General features: G+C 52.4%; 17 protein-coding genes. 3 read left to right on the top strand and 14 right to left on the bottom strand.

The features are described 5' to 3' along the window. Positions 1-74: 74 nt before the first annotated feature. The 3 genes from ACYVBJ_RS03470 to ACYVBJ_RS03460 form a co-directional block, all read right to left on the bottom strand. Positions 75-1,505, bottom strand: coding sequence for a murein hydrolase activator EnvC family protein (locus tag ACYVBJ_RS03470; protein WP_460980908.1), 1,431 nt, complete (start codon positions 1,503-1,505; stop codon positions 75-77). 20 nt (positions 1,506-1,525) lie between these two features. Beyond that, positions 1,526-2,419: a DUF4292 domain-containing protein gene (locus tag ACYVBJ_RS03465; protein ID WP_460980907.1), complete on the bottom strand. Its 894-nt coding sequence runs from the start codon at positions 2,417-2,419 to the stop codon at positions 1,526-1,528. A 103-nt stretch (positions 2,420-2,522) separates the two neighbouring features. Then, positions 2,523-4,310 (bottom strand): tetratricopeptide repeat protein, encoded by a 1,788-nt coding sequence (locus tag ACYVBJ_RS03460; protein ID WP_460980906.1) that lies wholly within the window; start codon positions 4,308-4,310, stop codon positions 2,523-2,525. A 402-nt stretch (positions 4,311-4,712) separates the two neighbouring features. Here ACYVBJ_RS03460 and ACYVBJ_RS03455 point away from each other — a divergent pair, with 402 nt between their 5' ends. Further along, a complete protein-coding gene (locus ACYVBJ_RS03455; protein WP_460980905.1) occupies positions 4,713-5,129 on the top strand; it encodes an Ohr family peroxiredoxin in 417 nt (138 codons plus the stop codon). Between the two features lie 70 nt (positions 5,130-5,199). On the opposite strand, the gene ACYVBJ_RS03450 is transcribed toward ACYVBJ_RS03455, so the two are convergent. The 4 genes from ACYVBJ_RS03450 to ACYVBJ_RS03435 all read right to left on the bottom strand — a co-directional run bounded on the left by ACYVBJ_RS03450 (position 5,200) and on the right by ACYVBJ_RS03435 (position 6,937). Beyond that, the gene (locus ACYVBJ_RS03450) at positions 5,200-5,505 is read right to left on the bottom strand and encodes a Dabb family protein (RefSeq protein ID WP_460980904.1); all 306 of its coding nucleotides are present in this window, start codon (positions 5,503-5,505) and stop codon (positions 5,200-5,202) included. 77 nt (positions 5,506-5,582) lie between these two features. Further along, a complete protein-coding gene (locus ACYVBJ_RS03445) occupies positions 5,583-6,305 on the bottom strand; it encodes an RluA family pseudouridine synthase (protein WP_460980903.1) in 723 nt (240 codons plus the stop codon). Between the two features lie 161 nt (positions 6,306-6,466). Beyond that, a complete protein-coding gene (gene rpmB / locus ACYVBJ_RS03440; protein ID WP_460974454.1) occupies positions 6,467-6,706 on the bottom strand; it encodes a 50S ribosomal protein L28 in 240 nt (79 codons plus the stop codon). A 66-nt stretch (positions 6,707-6,772) separates the two neighbouring features. Next, positions 6,773-6,937, bottom strand: a complete 165-nt coding sequence (locus tag ACYVBJ_RS03435) for a DUF5522 domain-containing protein (RefSeq protein WP_460974455.1) — start codon at positions 6,935-6,937, stop codon at positions 6,773-6,775. Positions 6,938-7,061: 124 nt separating this feature from the next. Here ACYVBJ_RS03435 and rocD point away from each other — a divergent pair, with 124 nt between their 5' ends. Further along, the gene (gene rocD, locus ACYVBJ_RS03430; protein ID WP_460980902.1) at positions 7,062-8,339 is read left to right on the top strand and encodes an ornithine--oxo-acid transaminase; all 1,278 of its coding nucleotides are present in this window, start codon (positions 7,062-7,064) and stop codon (positions 8,337-8,339) included. 45 nt (positions 8,340-8,384) lie between these two features. Here the strand turns inward: rocD and ACYVBJ_RS03425 are convergent, their stop codons facing one another. The 5 genes from ACYVBJ_RS03425 to ACYVBJ_RS03405 all read right to left on the bottom strand — a co-directional run bounded on the left by ACYVBJ_RS03425 (position 8,385) and on the right by ACYVBJ_RS03405 (position 12,632). Then, a complete protein-coding gene (locus tag ACYVBJ_RS03425; protein ID WP_460980901.1) occupies positions 8,385-9,467 on the bottom strand; it encodes a M48 family metalloprotease in 1,083 nt (360 codons plus the stop codon). Between the two features lie 138 nt (positions 9,468-9,605). Then, on the bottom strand, positions 9,606-10,631 hold the full coding sequence (locus ACYVBJ_RS03420; RefSeq protein WP_460980900.1) for a WD40/YVTN/BNR-like repeat-containing protein: 1,026 nt from the start codon (positions 10,629-10,631) through the stop codon (positions 9,606-9,608). A gap of 23 nt (positions 10,632-10,654) precedes the next feature. Further along, positions 10,655-11,158 carry a hypothetical protein gene (locus tag ACYVBJ_RS03415; RefSeq protein ID WP_460980899.1) on the bottom strand — a complete coding sequence of 168 codons (504 nt, stop codon included), beginning with the start codon at positions 11,156-11,158 and terminating at the stop codon, positions 10,655-10,657. 12 nt (positions 11,159-11,170) lie between these two features. Then, positions 11,171-11,623: a hypothetical protein gene (locus tag ACYVBJ_RS03410; RefSeq protein WP_460980898.1), complete on the bottom strand. Its 453-nt coding sequence runs from the start codon at positions 11,621-11,623 to the stop codon at positions 11,171-11,173. Between the two features lie 208 nt (positions 11,624-11,831). Then, the gene (locus tag ACYVBJ_RS03405; RefSeq protein WP_460980897.1) at positions 11,832-12,632 is read right to left on the bottom strand and encodes a Rossmann-like and DUF2520 domain-containing protein; all 801 of its coding nucleotides are present in this window, start codon (positions 12,630-12,632) and stop codon (positions 11,832-11,834) included. Between the two features lie 344 nt (positions 12,633-12,976). On the opposite strand from ACYVBJ_RS03405, the gene ACYVBJ_RS03400 reads away from it, so the two are divergent. Beyond that, positions 12,977-14,467 (top strand): cellulose synthase family protein, encoded by a 1,491-nt coding sequence (locus tag ACYVBJ_RS03400; RefSeq protein ID WP_460980896.1) that lies wholly within the window; start codon positions 12,977-12,979, stop codon positions 14,465-14,467. A 22-nt stretch (positions 14,468-14,489) separates the two neighbouring features. Here the strand turns inward: ACYVBJ_RS03400 and ACYVBJ_RS03395 are convergent, their stop codons facing one another. Together ACYVBJ_RS03395 and ACYVBJ_RS03390 are read right to left on the bottom strand one after the other, a co-directional pair. Continuing rightward, positions 14,490-17,081: a glycoside hydrolase family 9 protein gene (locus ACYVBJ_RS03395; protein WP_460980895.1), complete on the bottom strand. Its 2,592-nt coding sequence runs from the start codon at positions 17,079-17,081 to the stop codon at positions 14,490-14,492. 110 nt (positions 17,082-17,191) lie between these two features. Beyond that, the gene (locus ACYVBJ_RS03390; protein ID WP_460980894.1) at positions 17,192-18,187 is read right to left on the bottom strand and encodes a hypothetical protein; all 996 of its coding nucleotides are present in this window, start codon (positions 18,185-18,187) and stop codon (positions 17,192-17,194) included. Between the last annotated feature and the right edge of the window lie 99 nt (positions 18,188-18,286).

The raw sequence follows: 18,286 nt of genomic DNA, 5'->3' as shown, positions 1-18,286 counted from the left end.
ATAACTTGGACAGACTGGTGAATTAGGCTCCGATCCACACAAGTAAGTAACTTATTGCTTGTGTATGACGTCCTTTACCGGTGTATCAACCACGACTCGGGGTTGAGTTTGGTGAATTCTTTCCAGATCTGGAATTGGATTTCCGACACGCCATTTTTATCGGTGGCCACCGTGCCGATATGTTCGCGGGCTTTTACGCGCTGACCCGCCCGGACCGATACGCTACGTAGCTTGGCGTACACCGTAAAATAATCACCGTGTTGAATGGCTACTACGTTATTCATGCCCGGCATGCTGGTTACGTCCTGAACAATGCCATCGTATACCGTACGGACGCTCTCGCCCGCATTCGTTTGAATATCAATTCCCTGGTTTTCGACGTAGATACCTTTCAGAACGGGATGCGGTTTCCGGCCGAAGCGGTCAGAGATGAACCCCTTGGAAACAGGCCAGGGCAAATGAGCCCGCGAAGCCGTAAACGACGAAGCCAGGGCCGTTTCTTCATCGTTGAGGTTGTTGTTACGTCGTTCGTCCGGCTTTGTCGGGGCGGGTTCTGGTTCAACGGGCTTTTCGACTTTGGCTACGTCAGCGGGGGCGGGTTTCTCCCCGGCTTTTTCAGCGGCAGCAATGGCTTCTTCCGCCCGTTTGCGCTCGGCACGTTCAGCGGCTTTCCGGGCGGCTTCAATTCGGGCCAGCCGCTCCCGTTCGGCGCGTTCGCGGGCTTCCCGCTCTGCCCGCTCCTTAGCCTCGCGCACAATGATGCGCGTGATCATGGCTTCCAACCGGTTAATCGCCCGCCGACTTTCGGCCAATTCAGCCCGAAGCTCCGTTTCTTTCTGCCCCAGTTCCTGGACAACCTGATTTTTTTCTTCTTTCAGAGTTTCCAGCTTTTTTGTTTCGGTCAGCTTTGTGGTCAGTGTGCTCTGCTGCTGCTGACGTTTGCGCTGGGTGGCGACCTGCTTACCCTGCAGCATCGTCTGCACGTTATTCATCTGGCGAACCTGACTTTGGCGGGCGTCGGAATACTGGCGTAAATAGCGGTAACGGGCAACCAGCTGGTTAAAATTGTCGGAGGCAAACAAGAAACCGAGTGGGTTAACCTGCTGCCGCCGTTTTTCAGCTGCGTAAATCATTGACCCGTATTCGTCTCTCAGCTTGTCCAGATCGCGGGCCAGCGACTTACTGGCCTGACGAAGTTCGGTGATTTCGGTCTCGGTTAGCCGGAGGTCTTTGTTGAGCAGACCAATTTGCTGCGATTGCGCCTGAATCTGTTGGTTCAATGCCTTCAGCTGCCCGATGCCTACCTGTTTTTCAGAAGCCGTCTGTTTTAAGATGGTCCGGATCTGGTTCATCTTTTCCAGATTCTGCTTTTTCTCTTTTTCCAGCACCTGTCGATTCCGCTGAGTCTGCTGGGCTGATGCTGGCGTAAGCAACAGGCCAGCGAGGGCCAGGCTGATGAGAAGCCCCCGGACAAGAAAAGAAGAATGCAAAAAAATGGAGTGCATAAATGAACCAACAAATAAACTTACTGCCGACGTTGATACGTCGACGGAATGGTAAACGGAAACCCCGGACTCTTGTCAACTAATTCTACCTTACTGTGCTTAATGCGAAGCAAGGTCTGATAAAACTGACCGTCAGTCTTCGATTTATAATCGAGCGTTACCAGACTCGTGTATGGGAACAGAAAATTGTTGAGCGACGTGAAATCTTCGTAGTCCAGCCGAAGGGTGTTTTTCGTGGGTTGCTCAGTCACCATCAACTTCTTGAGTTTACGATCCTGCTCACCAATGTAGTTCTCGACCAATACTTTGCCTTCACTCTGACGTAACAGCAGATAATCCCGTTCATTCTTGATCTTCTGAGCGGGGCGTTTTGGTAACGGTAAATTACCGACAATCAAGGCTTGCAGCAACTCAAAATTCATATTAAAATTAAATTGGCGGCTCAAGGTCGGAAAATCGTAGACCGAATACTCTTTGTGGATTTTGTCAATGATGACGATCGAGTCTCTGGTGATGAGCCCACGTACCGCTTCGATGCCAAGCTTTGACACCGACAGCCAGATCAGACTGTCTTTACGTACCCGAATGTTGATGTTTGCATTGTCAATATCCTGCTCGGGCCCTTTAAACGAAATCTTTGACTTGGCCGTCAGGTACTGAAAGTCAATCTCGGCTACATTGGCGCGGGCCTCTTCGATGCCCGGACGGTTTGGCTTGCTGGCGGCTGTGGAGTCGGGCAGACGACTGGGCCGAATGGCCGCCAGCGTATCCGGTTTAGCTGAATCGGCCTTGCTTACAACCGAGGGCACCGATGCCGGTATTGAATGAGAGGGGGAGGTTAACTGACTGCGCCGACAACCCGACCAGTATAATGATGTGCCTACTAAAAAGGTTACGAACAGGTATCTATTCATTTAGGTAGTTTACCGCTTTAGGAACCGGATAAGGCAGCTACGTGCCAGGTGCTACGCTCCGGCATAAGTTACTGCCTGCCCCAGACCGTCGGCCAAAACCGGTTTACAACTTTCCGCTGGCAATTTTTTTGTCAAGATCGGGGCTGGCTCCACCTTTTGCTTTTGCTTTTTTCCACTGCTCCAGCGCTTTATCGGGCTGGCCAAGCTGATACAGAACGTCGCCGTAGTGTTCGATGATCGTGCCACTCGCTCCCGCCGGATCAGCGATTGCTTTCTCCAGATACTGCCGGGCTTTGGCGTAATCCTTCGACACGTATAATACCCAGGCATACGTATCGAGGTAAGTTGCGTTCGTTGGATGGCGTTCTACTAGTTTCTGGGCCAGCTGCGCGGCTCGCGGCAGGTTGGCTTTCCGCAGCGACAGAAAGTAGCTGTAATTATTGAGCACGTGATCGTTCAGCGGGTCGACCTTTAAAACAGCTTCATACGCTTCATCCGATTTGGCATGATCGCCGAGTCCATTATACGCGTCGCCCAACTGAGCGTTCAGCCCATTTTTTAATTGCGTATTCGACGTAGCGGCCAGTAACTTCTGGCTTTCTTCGAGGGCGTCGACTGCCTGCTGATACTGACGTTTCATCAGATGAGCTGCCCCATTCGAGTACCAGAATAAGCCTTGCGTCGGAAACACTTCAAGCGCCTTCTGCGAGTGTTCGAGGAGGCTGTCCACCTGATTCAGCTCGCTATCCAGTTGTAACAGGGCTTCCCATACTTCGTAGACGGAGCCGTCGAGCCGGGCCGCCCGGGCATAGGCATCGCGGGATTCTACTTTTTTGCCTTGCTGCATGAGCAGATCGGCCACCATAATCTGCGATTTCGGATCGCCAGGATTGGATTTAGCCAGGTCCTGCGCCATTTTTAAGGCATCTTGTTGGGCGTTCGGATTTTCGCTCGTCATGCCAGCGTAGCTGGATAGAATACGTGCTTTCAGGCCTGCTTCCAGGTTGGGGTTCGCAAATACCTGATTAAGCTCTTTGGTCACGCGCGCCATGTCGCCTTTTTTGCGGTAAATGTCGGCGAGTAATACGTGAGCCTGGGGCAAATCAGTATTTAATTTAAGAGCGCGGTCAATCCAGCCGATGGCCTGATCGGCCCGGTCGTTGGCGATGAGCAGTTCAGCCCCTTCGAGCAGATAATCCGGATCGCCGGGCTCCGATGCGACCAGTTTTTCGGCCTCTTCAATTGCCTTGTCGATCTTGTTTTGCTTAAGATAGATCCGTTGTTTCTGACGGGTAATCTCTTCGTTTAAACCAAGCTCGCGCTCCACCCGGCTGTAGGCATCCAGCGCTTTGTCAGGTTTGTCGTCAAACAGGTAGATAGCCGCCAGTTCAACCCCGTACTCAGCGTTGTCAGAACCTTTTTTCAGCAGATTTTCGTAGAGTTCCTCCGCTTCACCGTAGCGCTTCTGTTTTACATAGAGTTCGGCCAGCAGCAGCGCATAAAATTTGTTGTCCCTGGCCAGCGAATACGCTTTCGCAGCGTATGGTATGGCTTCGGCAATCCTGCCTGTTTTCAGCATCGCGTTGGCCGTTGAATACTGAGCCGCTGCGTTGTTGGGGTCTTTCTGTAAAACCTTGGTGAACTGCGTAATGGCCTTCGTTGGCTCGTCAGTCATCAGGTAACGGATGCCTTCCGTAAACTGAGTTTCGGCTTCGATACGTGTTGTGGTCGTAGATGCCGCTTTGGCCAGCGTGGTACCCGCCTTCGGATCGGCTTTTTCGCGTTTGCGCTGCGATAAACCAGGAGTAGTAATCAGCCAAAGGGCCAGAATAAATCCGCCCATCCGTCCGGGGCACTGCCAGTTGCGGTAAAATTTATGCGTAACATTCATGCTGGTCAGCGTGTTGAGATGCGTATTTAGCAAAAAACGTGGCTTCCCTTGTTCTATTGCGGCTTACGGCTAATAACGGCCTAAGACAAAGGTAGTTTAAAACGGTGGAATGTCCGTCAACTCTCGATACACCGGTTTCGTACGCCCAGTACGGGGTTTACCCCGCAACTATCCTGCCTTTCTGTTTCGAACAAGGGGTTATTAAATATAACCAATTCGGCGGATATAAAGACCAGTTGAGCGGGCATTACGTTGCCTGATCCGATAAAAAGCTGCTGGTCACCAAAAATCTGGTGAACAAGTTGGCCGATTCGGGTTTACACTTCAGGATGTACACGTGTACCAATGAAGGATGAAGAATTTAGCCTCTATTCTACACGGTACCCACTAACTTAAACGTATATGGCAGAAACTGTGTATACCGCCACCGTAAGTAATGTCGGTGGGCGAGAAGGTGACGTAAAGTCGCTTGATGGAAATCTGGAGTTAACCGTTCGGCGCCCCGTTGAAATGCACGGCGAGGGTGGAGCCGCTAACCCCGAGATGTTGTTTGCTGCAGCCTACAGCTCCTGTTACAACGGCGCACTCATGGCTGTTGCCGAACGTCGGAAAGTCATACTGCCCGAACATGCCGTCGAAGTGAGTATATCACTCAATAAGGATGGTAACAACATGTTCCTGTCGGGCAAAATTACCGTGAAGGCGCCACACATGGATAAGGATCAGCTCCAGCAACTGGCCGAAACAGCTCATGCGGTTTGCCCATACTCGAAAGCCGTCAAAGGCAATATGGAGATGAAGATCGAAGTGATGGTGTAAGTGAATAATCAGCAGGGCGAAGCGGGAGGTGAGCTTATTGAACTCCTCACTTCCCGCTCCTAGCTCCTGATTACTGTTTTCCTACAGCATCATATACCTGAACGCGTTCCCAGAGGTGGCTGCACTCGGCCACAAACTCCAGATGAACCGGATGCTCCTGGTACGCATCGTGTGCGACCTTGTCTTCAAAAACGAACGTTATCGAGTAATCGTACGAGTGATCGATAACCGGTCGGCGGGTTTCAGCAGGTGTACCGATATAAGCGGCCGAGATGTCTTTGACACCTTTTAGGGATTCAAGCCCGGCTCCTAAAGCGGTACGGTCATCCTGGCTTTCGGGGTGCTTAAGCCAGAAGAAAACAGTATGAACGAACATATTGCGAATGGGTAAGTGAATAAGTCGGTAAGTTAGTAAGTCCGGAACGAAAGAAGCGGCTCTCCGGCCACAACTTACTAACTGAACTTCTCCAACTGCTTTACCAGTACCCCAAAGTCTTTGGGATACGGAGCTACAAACGTCTGCTCATCGCCATTCGGCAAGGTAAATGTAAGTGAATGAGCGTGAAGCGCCACCCGCTGAATGAGCGGCAACTCCTCTGTTCCCTGCTTCAGATTGAATTTGCGTTTGACTTCGGAGAGGTAAACCGGCTCGCCACCATACGTAGCATCATACACGATGGGTGCTTTCAGGCACATCAGGTGAACCCGAATCTGGTGCATCCGTCCCGTAATGGGCATGCACTCTACCAGCGTCGTTGTGCGGAAAGCCTGTAACGTATTGAAAATCGTTTCGGCAACCTTTCCCTTCTCCCGGTCAATCCGGACCGCGGTTCCATCCTTGATGGGCGAGATAGGCAGATAGACCGAAATCCCTTCAAAATTATGCACCCCGTTCGTGACCGCGTGGTAGCGTTTGGTAACCTCCCGGTGTTCGAACTGCATAGCCAGATGGCGATACGCATCGGGGTTCTTGGCGATGGCCAGGACACCCGACGTTTCTTTGTCCAGCCGGTGGCCGAGCTGCGCATCGGGATGATACGCCTTAGCCATACGCAGAATACTCTGACCACCCCGGTCGATTGTTCGCTCGTCGAGCGAGGCTACGTAAGGGGGTTTATTGATGAGTATGTAATCGTCGTTTTCAAAAACGATAAGGTCTTCAAAATTCAGTTTCATCTATAAAGTTAGTAGTGGTCATTACCAGTCGTTCGCTGGCATTACGTTGTATTCGCACGGAACGGCATCGAATCACTAACAATGCCATTGAACAACAGGCTATGTAACGCAAAAAAGCCTCCTCCAGACGGAAGAGGCTCGGACAAATATCTTTAGAAAGACTACAACGACAGCGTACCGCGCTCGTGAGCCTTGCGAAGCGTTGCTTCTAATCCGTTTTTGTTGATCGTCTTGATTGCCGACGTAGCAACTTTCAGCGTAACCCACTCACCTGTTGACTCGATGAAGAACCGCTTCTTTTGCAGGTTCGGGAAAAATTTACGCTTTGTTTTATTGTTGGCGTGGGAAACATTGTTTCCTGTCCGCGTGCGCTTTCCTGTTATTTGACAAACTCTGGCCATTACCGTACTCGTTTTCCGTATGAGGGCGCAAATTTGGCTAAATTATTCATAATCTGCAACCCTTCGTTACTTTTTTTTGAATCCATAAGGGCAGTGGCGGCAGCCATTTTTGCAGCAATAACCGCGTTTGAGGTGATAGGCCGCCGTAAATACGACAAAGCCTTCGGGTGTATAGTAGTAATCTTCGTCGGCTAAGCCGGGAATCTTTTTGTGCTGGGGGTGGGATTGCATCGTTTTGTGCGTCTGTAGAAGAAGCCGTACTTTTGAGGCCAAACGCACTGTTCACGCAGTTAGTTGTAAATGGTGTAAATTACTTCATCGACAGACTCATTTTCACCCAATTCTCGCTACAGCTATGGAAACAACACTGCCCATTCAGGCCAGCCTTACCCAGACGGGGCCTATCTCAGCCGCTGATCAGGCTATGCAATTAGAGTGGAATTACGGGGCTCATAATTACCACCCGATTCCGGCTGTTCTCTCGCGGGGAGAAGGGGTTCATGTCTGGGACGTAGACGGAAAACGGTATTTCGATTTTTTGTCAGCCTACAGCGCCGTTAGCCAGGGGCACTGCCATCCACGTATCATCAACGCGCTGATTCAGCAGGCGCAGCAGTTAACCCTGACGTCACGGGCCTTTTATAACGACAAAACCGGCCTTTGCGAAAAATTTCTTTGCGAATACTTCGGCTACGACAAGGCGCTGCTGATGAACTCCGGGGCCGAGGGCGGAGAAACTGCTCTGAAGTTGACCCGCAAATGGGCGTATAAAGTGAAAGGGGTTCCCCAGAATCAGGCCAAAACGGTATATGCCGCGGGTAACTTCTGGGGGCGGACACTGGCGGCTATTTCGTCGTCGACCGACCCGAGCAGTACGAATGATTTTGGACCGCTGCTGCCGGGTTACGTCGTTATTCCGTATAATGACTTGAATGCGCTGGAAGATACGTTTAAAGCTGACCCAAATATTGCTGGCTTTATGGTGGAACCGATCCAGGGTGAAGCGGGCGTTGTGGTGCCCGATGAGGGGTATCTGCGGGGCGTTCGGGAGCTGTGCACAAAATACAACGTTTTGTTTATTGCTGATGAGGTACAGACCGGCATCGGCCGAACGGGAAAGCGCGTAGCCTGCGACCACGAAGGAGTAAAGCCTGATCTGCTCGTGCTGGGAAAAGCCTTATCGGGCGGAACCATGCCGGTTTCGGCCGTACTGACGTCCGATGAGGTGATGCTGACCATCAAGCCTGGCGAACACGGCAGTACGTACGGAGGAAACCCACTAGCCTGCGTCGTAACGATGGAAGCCCTTCGGGTAGTGGAAGACGAGAAACTGGCCGATAACGCAGCGACAATAGGCGAAGTATTTCGATCCCGGATGACTGCTTTGAGCGAGAAAACCGACCTCGTTAAATCAGTACGGGGTAAAGGTTTGCTCAATGCCATCGTCATTACTGAGCGGCCCGATCTTGGCCAGGAAACGGCCTGGGAAATTTGCTTAAAGCTAAAGGACAACGGTTTGCTGACCAAACCTACACATGGCGACAAAATCCGTTTTGCGCCCCCGCTCGTCATCAACGTAGAGCAAATGCACGAAGCCTGCGATATAATCGAGAAGACAATCCTGGCATTCTAGTCAATCGGCCGAGAAGGTACATATTTCCTTCTCGGCCGATTGATTTTATAAGCCTCCCCGTTCTTTAGTGCCGTCGGCGTTGTAAAGAGCGGCATTGCTGGTGGGCTGCCCGTTTAGAAATGTGCCGACAATACGGTCGCCATCGGCGAAATAATACGTTCCTTTTCCGTTGGGTACGTTCTTCTGAAACCAGCCCATGTACTTATCCCCGTTCCGATAATAATACACGCCGTAGTCAGCGCGCAGGTTATCGCGGAAATTGCCTTTGTACTTGAGCTTCCCATCGGCGTAGTATTCTGTGCCTTCGCCGTGTTTGTCGCCTTCCTCAAACTCGCCAACGTAACGCTCGCGGGTCGGGTAAACAAATACGCCTTTTCCGTCTTCACAGTCACCCGATACGCAGCCGACTGTTGTCCGGGCCGTAGCCTGGGGCGCAACAACCGGCCGGGTAGCCGCTACCGATGTCGTGTTCGTATTGATGGGCTTCGGAGCCATGGCTACCGCCGGTTTACCCGCAGCAACCCGCGTTTTAGGATACATCGCTTCGGCTTCCAGCCAGCCTTTCCGAATGGCGTCAATTCGGGCGGGTTTGGCGGGGTGCGTTGGCGTGGCCCGTTCGTTACCTAAGGCCCGCACGGCCACGAGCGATTCCTCCAGCGAAGCACCTAACTGGTGCAGCACGAAGCCCGAGAACTTATCGGCTTCGATCTCTTTCTGAGGCTGACCACCCCGACCGTCGATGGTGTGACCTTGCAGGTGGTGCCCGATTTCGTGGGCCATGATGCTGATAGCGGACCAGTCCGTTTCGGTTTCTTCTTCGATGGTTTGCATAAAGGCCGCATCATACACAATGAAGCGTTGCCCTTTCAGCACCGTTGCGAAGCAATTATCAGTATTCGAGCACTCAATGACCTTGAAATTCCGCATCAGGCCAATGGGTCTGAGGATCCGATCGACAACGCGTTCGGCGTGGCCGTTCGACGCGGTTGTGGGTGAGCAGATAACTTCCGATCCGGCATTGCGGCCGGTGTAATTACAGATAAATGGCTGTTGGTGAGGCTGGGCTCGCAGCGAACTCACGGGGACTGCACTCAGTAGAATGAGGAAGAGGGATAAAGCCGTTTTCACAGGTATAACCAGGTGGGTTAATCGTTCGACACGGCAGAATAACGACGAAAGCAGGCTATGGATTGTGATGAACATAAAGTCATTTGGCAGCCAGCTGCAAATGACCAACGAACAACAACGAAGAACTGGCGATGGGGATTACTTGAACACCTGTTTACTCACTTTTCCCTTGCTGCCTACTGCGTAACAGGTGCCCTTGGCGCAACCAACGGAATGATAGCCGTCGGTATCCAGTTTTTGCCAGGTCTGCCCCTGATCAGCCGAGAGACTTGTGCCCGAAGGGCCAACCGTTAGCAGTCGGTCGCCGGGCAACAGCGCAACGGCTTCTTTCAGACCGGGTGGGTCGGTAGGGTTGAGTAACTGCCAGGTTTGGCCACCGTCGCGGGTGATGGCTGCGTTGGGTCCGGGCTGCAGTTCCTGCTTGTAATTTCCACCCACGGCGACCCCAATTTTTTTGCCGAAGAATTGCAGACCGAACAGGCCCGTAGCTTCGCCAGCGGGCAAAGGCGTCGACGTAACGCTCCAGCTTTTGCCCCGGTCGGTTGACCGAAACACCCGCCCGTTTATACCCCCGCCGGAGGCAATCCAGACGTTTTGCTTGCCCTCTACGACCAGGCTGGTTCCGCTAGCCGCGAATGCAGCTTCGCCGGGCTGCATAAGGGGCAAGGCCGCTGGCGATACAGGCTGCCAGGTTTGGCCACCATCGGCCGTTGTAAGGATGAACCACTTGCCATCGATTGGGTCGCTGAACACGATGCCGTGCTGCTTATCCCAGAAGTCCATGCCATCGAAAAACACACCGGGCTGCTGTGTCTGATACACCAACGCCCAGGTTTGCCCGCCGTTTTGGGTTTTATAAATGCGAGCCTGGCCTTTTTCGGCGGGGCCTGCACTCATCAAATAAGTGGTTTGGGCATCTACGGCCTGAACATCCCTGAAATCGCAGGTCTGGGCATCGGGTACCGTACCGGTTTGCCAGGTCTGGCCACCGTCCGCCGTTCGCACAAAGGTGCCTTGCGTACCGCCAATCCAGATTACTTCGGGACTAGCCACACTTACGGCCCGGAAACTGGCGTCGGTGTTGACAACTTGTGAGCGCCATTGCGCTACAGCAGGCAGTCCATACACCAAACAAAGGACCAGACTACAGAGAACTCGTTTCATGAAAAGTAGTTACACAGGACAACTCAGGGGTTGCCACCGCGAGGCATTGATGTCGACTGGTGCATCTCGGCTTTCAGTCGGTCAATCTCCTGCTCCATACTGGAGGATTTGAAGTAATAATAGAGGCCCAGTACAAGAAATATCTTCGATAAAACAAATACCGCAATGAACGCAAGCCGCCAGTATTTGTGTACCCGAATGTGTGTATCATTGATTTCGACGTCCAGATACTGAGGGCCTTCAGGGTCGGGATCTTCCTGGCGGGGGGCTTTATGCTCCGCAGGTTTCCACTTCTTAACCTCCGTGTTGCCGACACGTCTTATCAAAGCCTCTTTTACGCTGGGTGGGGGAGGAACTGCGTTGCTCAGGAAGTACTGCTCTATGTCGGTTTCGAGCTCATTCAGCTCTGCTAAAATCTCCGGATCAGCGGTCAATACACGCTCTACCTCCTCCTTCTCCTGATCAGACGCCAGGTTCAGCAGGTAGGATTCCAGAATACCGCTTGTCAGATATTGATGGGTCTTCAACGTATAACGTGTTTAACGGGTACGAAGATAGGCAAAATGATCCCGAATTGCTTTCATTACATCCGTATGTGTTATCTGTAATTTTTCGGCAACACGTTCAGGCTTGTACCCTTGACAAAACGTCAGATCAAAAATAAGTGCGCCGAGGTTCTCGTGTTTCGTTGAATTCGAGTCTGCCGATACAGGGGCATCCTGTAATTCTCTGGGTCGAGCCGCCAGGGCTTTTTCGCGGGCGATCCGGATAATTGTAGTAGCCGGATTGGCCGTAATCGTAGTAGACGTTCGCAGTTCCGTCGACGCAAACATCTCGACCAGTACGCGCTGTGCTACATCAGGTTGACGGACAATGCGCAGGATAATCCCGTATGCTATTGAGCCGTACTTGTCGTACAGCGCAATGCGGTCTGTCTCCGGCCCAACTCCCTGCGAAGTGGATTTTGCACCCAACCGTTCCAGTTTATTCATATTGACGACAATTAGGCAATGCTTTGAAATCCCCGAAAGAATTTCGGCAGTTCACCTGTATAACCCTGTGTTGTTTATGATTGGTTACACAGGAGTAAGCTTTTGAACTCTAAAGTACAATAAATTCATGAGTATATAACAAGTTATGTGCCGTTTCGGCTAGCGCCAATGAAATAGTAACAAGGCTAGTATCTTCATTTAATGGCTATTAGCGCTTATAGTGCCGAAGAATGCTTTGTGTCAGCACCTGGTACAGCTCTGACAACTGCGGGTGCTGATTAAGCACGGTAAGGTGGCTCTCAATGGTCGTCAGATCCCCCCGCCGGGCCGGTCCAGTCTGGACTGTAGCCGGGTTATCGGCCGCCAGTCCTTTGCGGATCGTTTCCTGAATGAGCGGACGTAACAAATCAAACTCTAACCCGTTTGCCGTAACCAGCTCGTGAGCAATGGCAAACAAATGGTTGGTAAAGTTACAGGCAAATACAGCGCCAACGTGCAGCAAACGACGCTCTTCGGACGTAATTAAGTAAACCGTATCGCTTAGCTCCTGGCCGAGCTGAACCAGTACGTCCTCGGTCGTTTTGTCGGACGCTTCCAGGCAAAGCGGAATCTCATCGAATACCATAAACGGTTGCCCTTTTGTGAACGTTTGCAAGGCGTAGAAAACGCCGGTCTGAACCGGAATATCACTGTAAATCGCCATCCACTGCTCCAGAGCGTAGAGCGATTGGCTGCCCGATGTATGCACAAGAATGGCCTCTTCGGGTAGCACGAGCCGGGAGCAGACGCTATCGAGCGTATCATCCGGAACGGCCAGGATAAACAGCCGGGAAGGGCTATCGGCAAAATTGAGGTCGGAATGGGTATGCGCATCGTATAAGTTGCTGACCAGCTGACGCGCGTGCTGGAGTTGGCGGCTGTAGACTTCGTTGATGTGGTGCCCCGCACTTTCGAGTGCGGGAGCCAGATGCCAGGCGAGATTACCCGCGCCAATAAATGAAATTTCCATCGTCAAGTATAAGCGTTTTTTTGCCAGATCGATACGTAGCAGCCGCTGTGCCTTACTGAACAACGTACCTATAGAACAGGACGCATCGGATCGGAAACTCAGGCCGTCTTTTACAGCTTGGCATGAGCTAGTAGGCAGGTACGTCCGTTTAACTGAACGAATTATATAGACTAAACAGGATCAGTAAGTATGACCGCTCAGCCTGGGCAAACGGCCTACGCTCAGAATTAGCAACAAAAACCGGGGGTTCTGGTTCTTCTGCATACGAATTGAAGAGCAAAGTAGCTGGTTTTATCTCCTCAACGAAGCTATACTCAACGCGACGATTTTGATGTTTATTCAATATGGACACTGTAGTTGTTACACTATATGGCTTAACATTACTCCTTTTGTTTCTGTACAACTGCGGTCAACTAAGCCTGATTATCATTTATTTGCGGTCCGTACAAAAGCGACGATCCGCCATTCGGCTGGCCGACATAAACGCACCGGATACATTGCCGCGAGTGACAGTACAATTGCCCGTTTATAACGAACTCTACGTAATCGAGCGCCTGATCGACGCGGTCGTTTTGCTACGCTACCCAGCCAACAAGCTCGATATTCAGGTTTTAGACGATTCGACGGACGAGACGGTCGACATTATTGCCGCTAAAGTTGACGAGTACCAACGCCAGGGTTTCGATATAACCCACGTCCGTCGGCCCGAGCGGAAAGGCTTCAAGGCAGGTGCGCTGGCGTACGGGCTTGAATTTGCCAAAGGAGAGTTTATCGCCATCTTCGACGCCGACTTTGTACCTGATCCGGATTTTCTGCTCAAGACCGTCCCGCACTTCAACGACCCTAAGGTTGCGATCGTACAGACCCGCTGGGAGCACCTGAACGAAGATTTTTCGTTGATGACCCAATTACAGGCGTTTGGACTGAATGCTCATTTTACCATTGAGCAAAGCGGTCGGTATGCGGCTGGTTTCCTGGCCAATTTTAATGGAACGGGGGGCGTGTGGCGGAAAATCGCCATTGCCGACGCTGGTGGGTGGCAAAGTGATACGTTGACTGAAGATCTGGACCTGAGCTACCGCGCTCAGTTGCGGGGGTGGAAGTTTGTGTACCGGGAAGATGTGGGCTCTCCGGCTGAGCTACCCGTAGCGATGAACGCGATAAAATCGCAGCAGTACCGCTGGATGAAAGGCGCGGCCGAATGCGCCCGCAAACTCTTTGTTCAGGTCCTGCGGACACCGGGTGTATCGCTCATGATGAAATTGCACGCGTTTTTTCACCTGTTCAGCAGCGCTACGTTCATTCTGGTACTTGTGCTGGGCGTAATGAGCGTACCGCTCATTTATATTCGAAGTCAGCATCCCGAATGGGAACGGGTGTTTTACGTGATCAACCTCTTCCAGTTCAATCTGCTCATTCTGCTTTCGTTTTATGGCATCCCATTTTTGTTGCTCAACCGCGAAAGCCCGGCCAAACTAGGGTGGTATTTTCCAATGTATTCTTCCCTGATGATGGGCCTGTCGCTGCACAATACCATTGCCGTAATCGAAGGATACATTGGCCGTAAAACGCCCTTTGTCCGGACGCCAAAATTCAACGTAACAACCGCAAAGGACAGCTGGGCCGCCAACAAATACGTCAGCCGACAAGTGAACTGGCTAACCGTGCTGGAAGGGATGCTGGCCCTGTATTTTCTGGGCGGGCTGGCGCTGGCGTTTTATATCCACGACTTCCGTATGTTTTTTCTTCACATCATGCTGATGGTGGGATTTGGCATGGTGTCGTTGTATTCACTCATACACGCCAGACAACGGTTCGCTGTGGCAGGTGAGTAGGTACTACGTAACAGGCGTTGACTTACAACGCATCGGCGCGCACAAACTCGTATGATTTGCTACGCATCTCGCTGATGAACGTATCCAGATGCTGATAGAGCTTATCGGTGCGGGCGGGGGCGGTGCCAATGTGCATTAATAGGAAGAAGCCGTTCAGACCGGTTGAACTCTTTTGTTCGTACGTGCGAATAGACTGGAGAATGGTGGCACTGCTGCGGTAGTTACGTGCGTCGGGTGTTGTATAGTCCGCGTGGCTGAGCGTGCCGGGCGTGTAATTGATCAACGTTACGCCCTCCGTTTGCGCCCAATGGGCAATAGTGTCGTTGTACCACTCGTACGGGGGCAAAAAGAGGGAAGCGTTGCTCGATTTGATACCGAACGTAGCAAGCGCAACATAATTGGTCCGCAAGTCCGCAACGAACTGATCTTGGCTGACGAGCAAGCTGTCGCGCTTTTGCCAGTCGCAGTACAGCAGGTGCTGATCCGAATGCGGACCGATGTAATGACCGTCGTGGTGTAGTTGCCTGACGAGCGCCGTAAAATCCGGATTTCGCAGAAAACGACCCGTCAGAAAAAAAGAAGCCCGGACACCATGCTTCCTGAGGGTCCGGGCAATGTGTTGGCCACCATCGGCGTATTCGTCGCCGGTAAAGACCAGGGCAATCCGCCGTGCTGTCGTGTCACCGCGGATTTTAGCCCCTTTAAAATAGGTTGAAAAGAGATGGTTTGCCGCCTGTGGCTCCTGTCGCACGCCCGACTGCTGACCTAGCCTGGCGCGTTGGCGAACGGGTTTGGTGTTACGTAGGGCGGGCTTGGGCGAGGGGCGGTTCTCCGCTTGCTTAGCTGCTAACAGGTAAATCAGCGAAGCGGTACCGTCCATAGTGGGCTCATTGGTGCTGTAGTCGCCGTAATCGTCGTGATACACCGCTACGTCGCTCTGAAACGCGGCATATTCGTCGGACTCGTGAAGCGTTATGCCAATCAGGTTTTTGTAGATGCTTCCGCGCACAGGTCCGTCGACCAGGCCACCATCAATTGGGTATTGTTTCAGATTGGTGAAGGCCGAATGCGGATCGGTCGGTGTATCGCCCCCCGCCGGAAGCCCGTAGACAAAGCTGCTGCCCCACGGGTTGCAGCCAAACAGCCAGTCGAAATTCGCCTGTTCAAATGCAGTGTATCGCTGGTCGCCCGTGAGTTGCCGGTACCAGAAGCACTGCGTAGCAAAAGACGTAGTGAGGTTATTGCTGCACCACACAAACGGCACACCCCGATAAAACGCGTTTTGTTTGGCGCGTTGCCAGACGACTTCAATGCCTTGTTTGTAAAAATCGGTGACGGTCTTCCGTTCCTTGGCTGGCAACCGCTTGGCCAGCTCGGCATGGCCGACATTCACGAAGGGATACCACTGGTAATGCCGGGCTGTATCGTTCAGAATCCAGGGCGTAACGGGCTCCTGCCGGGCAAAGGCCAGTGCTGTCTGTTGGAGGGTCTGCGCCGATTGGCCCGTTGCGCTGGTCGCATTAAGCTGTTCAACTGCCGCCAGCTCCATGTCGTCGGTATAATTGTCTTCTTCGTAAAAGTAAGGAGCGCGGCCCGGCGCAGTCTGACAGTTACCTGGCTTTTGTAAGCCCAGTTGATACGCTGATTTCGATCGCTTTAAGAGCTTATCGGCGTAATCGGGCTGCCGGTCCCGCAAGAGTTGGTAACCCAGGGCTAAGGCACTGCTCACTTTACCCGCCGTCGACGCTACGCCCGTAGCCCGGTTCTTGTACTTAAACATACCTTGTGGCTGACCGCTGGCGAAGTAAACCGGACGTTCAAACCCTTTGCCGTAGAAGTTATCTTCTTTCGGGATCCGCATGCCTGCGTGGTCCCGGTCGTCGCCAAGCTGGTTGAACAGCCACTCGTCGGTTGGGTGCATTTTCAGGAGCCAGTCGAGGCCCCAGCGTGCTTCGTCGAGCACATCCGCGTGGCCATTGCTGCCTGCAAGACCGTTTGCCTGATGCTGATCGCGGAAGGCTGTCGGAAAGTCGCGGGCCGCGGCCAGCAGGTGATAGGCTGCATTGGCCGAGGTCGTTACGTATTGCAGGTAATCGGATGCGTCGTGCCAGCCACCCGACGCGTCAATATGAGTACTATCGGGCATGGGACCATACAACGTATAGCCATCGTGCGTATGGCAGGAATCGTTCAGGAATGGGTTGAATCCACTACGTTGCTGACGCATGTACCGCAGGCAGAAATCGGCCGCTCCGTCGTACACATCCTCGCCGATGCGGACAAGGGGTGAACGAACCCCTTCGGCGGTACGTACGTAGTAGCGGCCAGGCCGACGAAAGGCCGAAAAGTCGAGCCGGTAACTTTGCCGGAATGGGCCGTAAGCACCAAACGAGCGTCCGGCTTTACCTGACCAGACCACCTGATTCGTTTGTTCGTCAACCAGTTCAAAGCGACTTATGGTCTGATCGGTCAGGCTTCCCCAAACGGCAATTTTCGGACTATCAGGCCGGTAACCCAGCAGATTGATACGAATAACGGCTGACTCATCGGCGCGGCTCAGGAAAGCCGCCAGCCCGATCACCAGCGTTATCAGGGCAAGGAGACGAATAAACATAACGCAACGAGAAAATGGCATTTTCGGAGCAAGGTAGAAAAAAAGCGCATGTGCAGACACAACGGTATTTTAGCGAGTGTGAGCTATTTTTTAGGGTCAATACTACCTAATCAGCCTGCCTGAGCCTGCAGCCAGGCTTTTAGCTGAGCCGGATCTGACAAGGTCTTGACCAGGTTACGCAACGCATTTGTGCTCTTCTTCAACGCATTAATGTCTGCATTCAGTGACTGTTCGAGTTGTGCCATCGACGCGCCAGTTGGGATCGGTTTACCCAGCAGGCGCTCCAGCCGATTCACTGACTCAGTCAGCGTTTGCGTCAGTTCATCCGCCTGCTGCTGCAAAATGGTGTTGTAATAGCGAAGCTGGCTGTCGGCAAGCTTTTCCAGATGACGTTCGTCGATGTGATCTAACTCCAGTTGAAGCTGAAGCAGGGCCAGTAGATTGCTTTTTTCGTAGGCTTCGGTTACGCGCTGCATAATGGTCGTTTTTCGGAGCTTTTCGGCTTCGTCGGGCTCCCGGTCGGGGTGAAACGCTTTCACCAGATCGACGTATAGCGTTCGTACAGCTTTGGTACTGTTCTGTTCCTCTGCCTGAATCCGGGCTTCCCGCTTTTGCTGGCGTGCCGATGTGAAGTGCGTTTCGGCTGATTCGGCTGAGGTCTTCTGCTCGGATTGCGATTCTTCCGAATACGTATACCGGTCAATACGTTCGCTGGTCTTCTTACGGCGGTCCGATCCGGCATGGGTATATTTGTCGAGAATCGGCTGTAGCTCATTCAGGTCATATTGCCTGACAAGCTCTCCGGCCAGTTCACAAATAAGTTCGGCTAGTTTCCGCTGTTCCGGTCGGCTGGTTTCGGGTCGATCATGGGCGCGGTCGTACAGCCTGACAAGTCTGGCACGGTGTTGGTTGTAAGTAGCCAGCAAAGGCTCGTATTTGGCGGCTACGCGCTCCTGAACGGTTAAGGTAAGCTGGCGGATTGTCACCAGGTCCTGTTCCAGGCGGCTAATCTGCTCTGTAAGCCGGTTGAACGCCTTCTGGTATTTTGAGAGCGGAGCCCGGCTGTTGGCAAAAGGAAGAATGCGGACAAGCTGAGACGATGGCATGGCTTATGTTTTTAATTTAACCCAAATGGTTTCCAAATGGACCACTTAATTTGTAATTTTACCCTTCCTATTATCCGTAAACTGTCGCTATTTGCAGGA

Source organism: Spirosoma fluminis (genome assembly GCF_054778895.1).
Note: the sequence above shows the minus strand (reverse complement) of the source record. Positions and strands in the feature narration are given on the sequence as shown.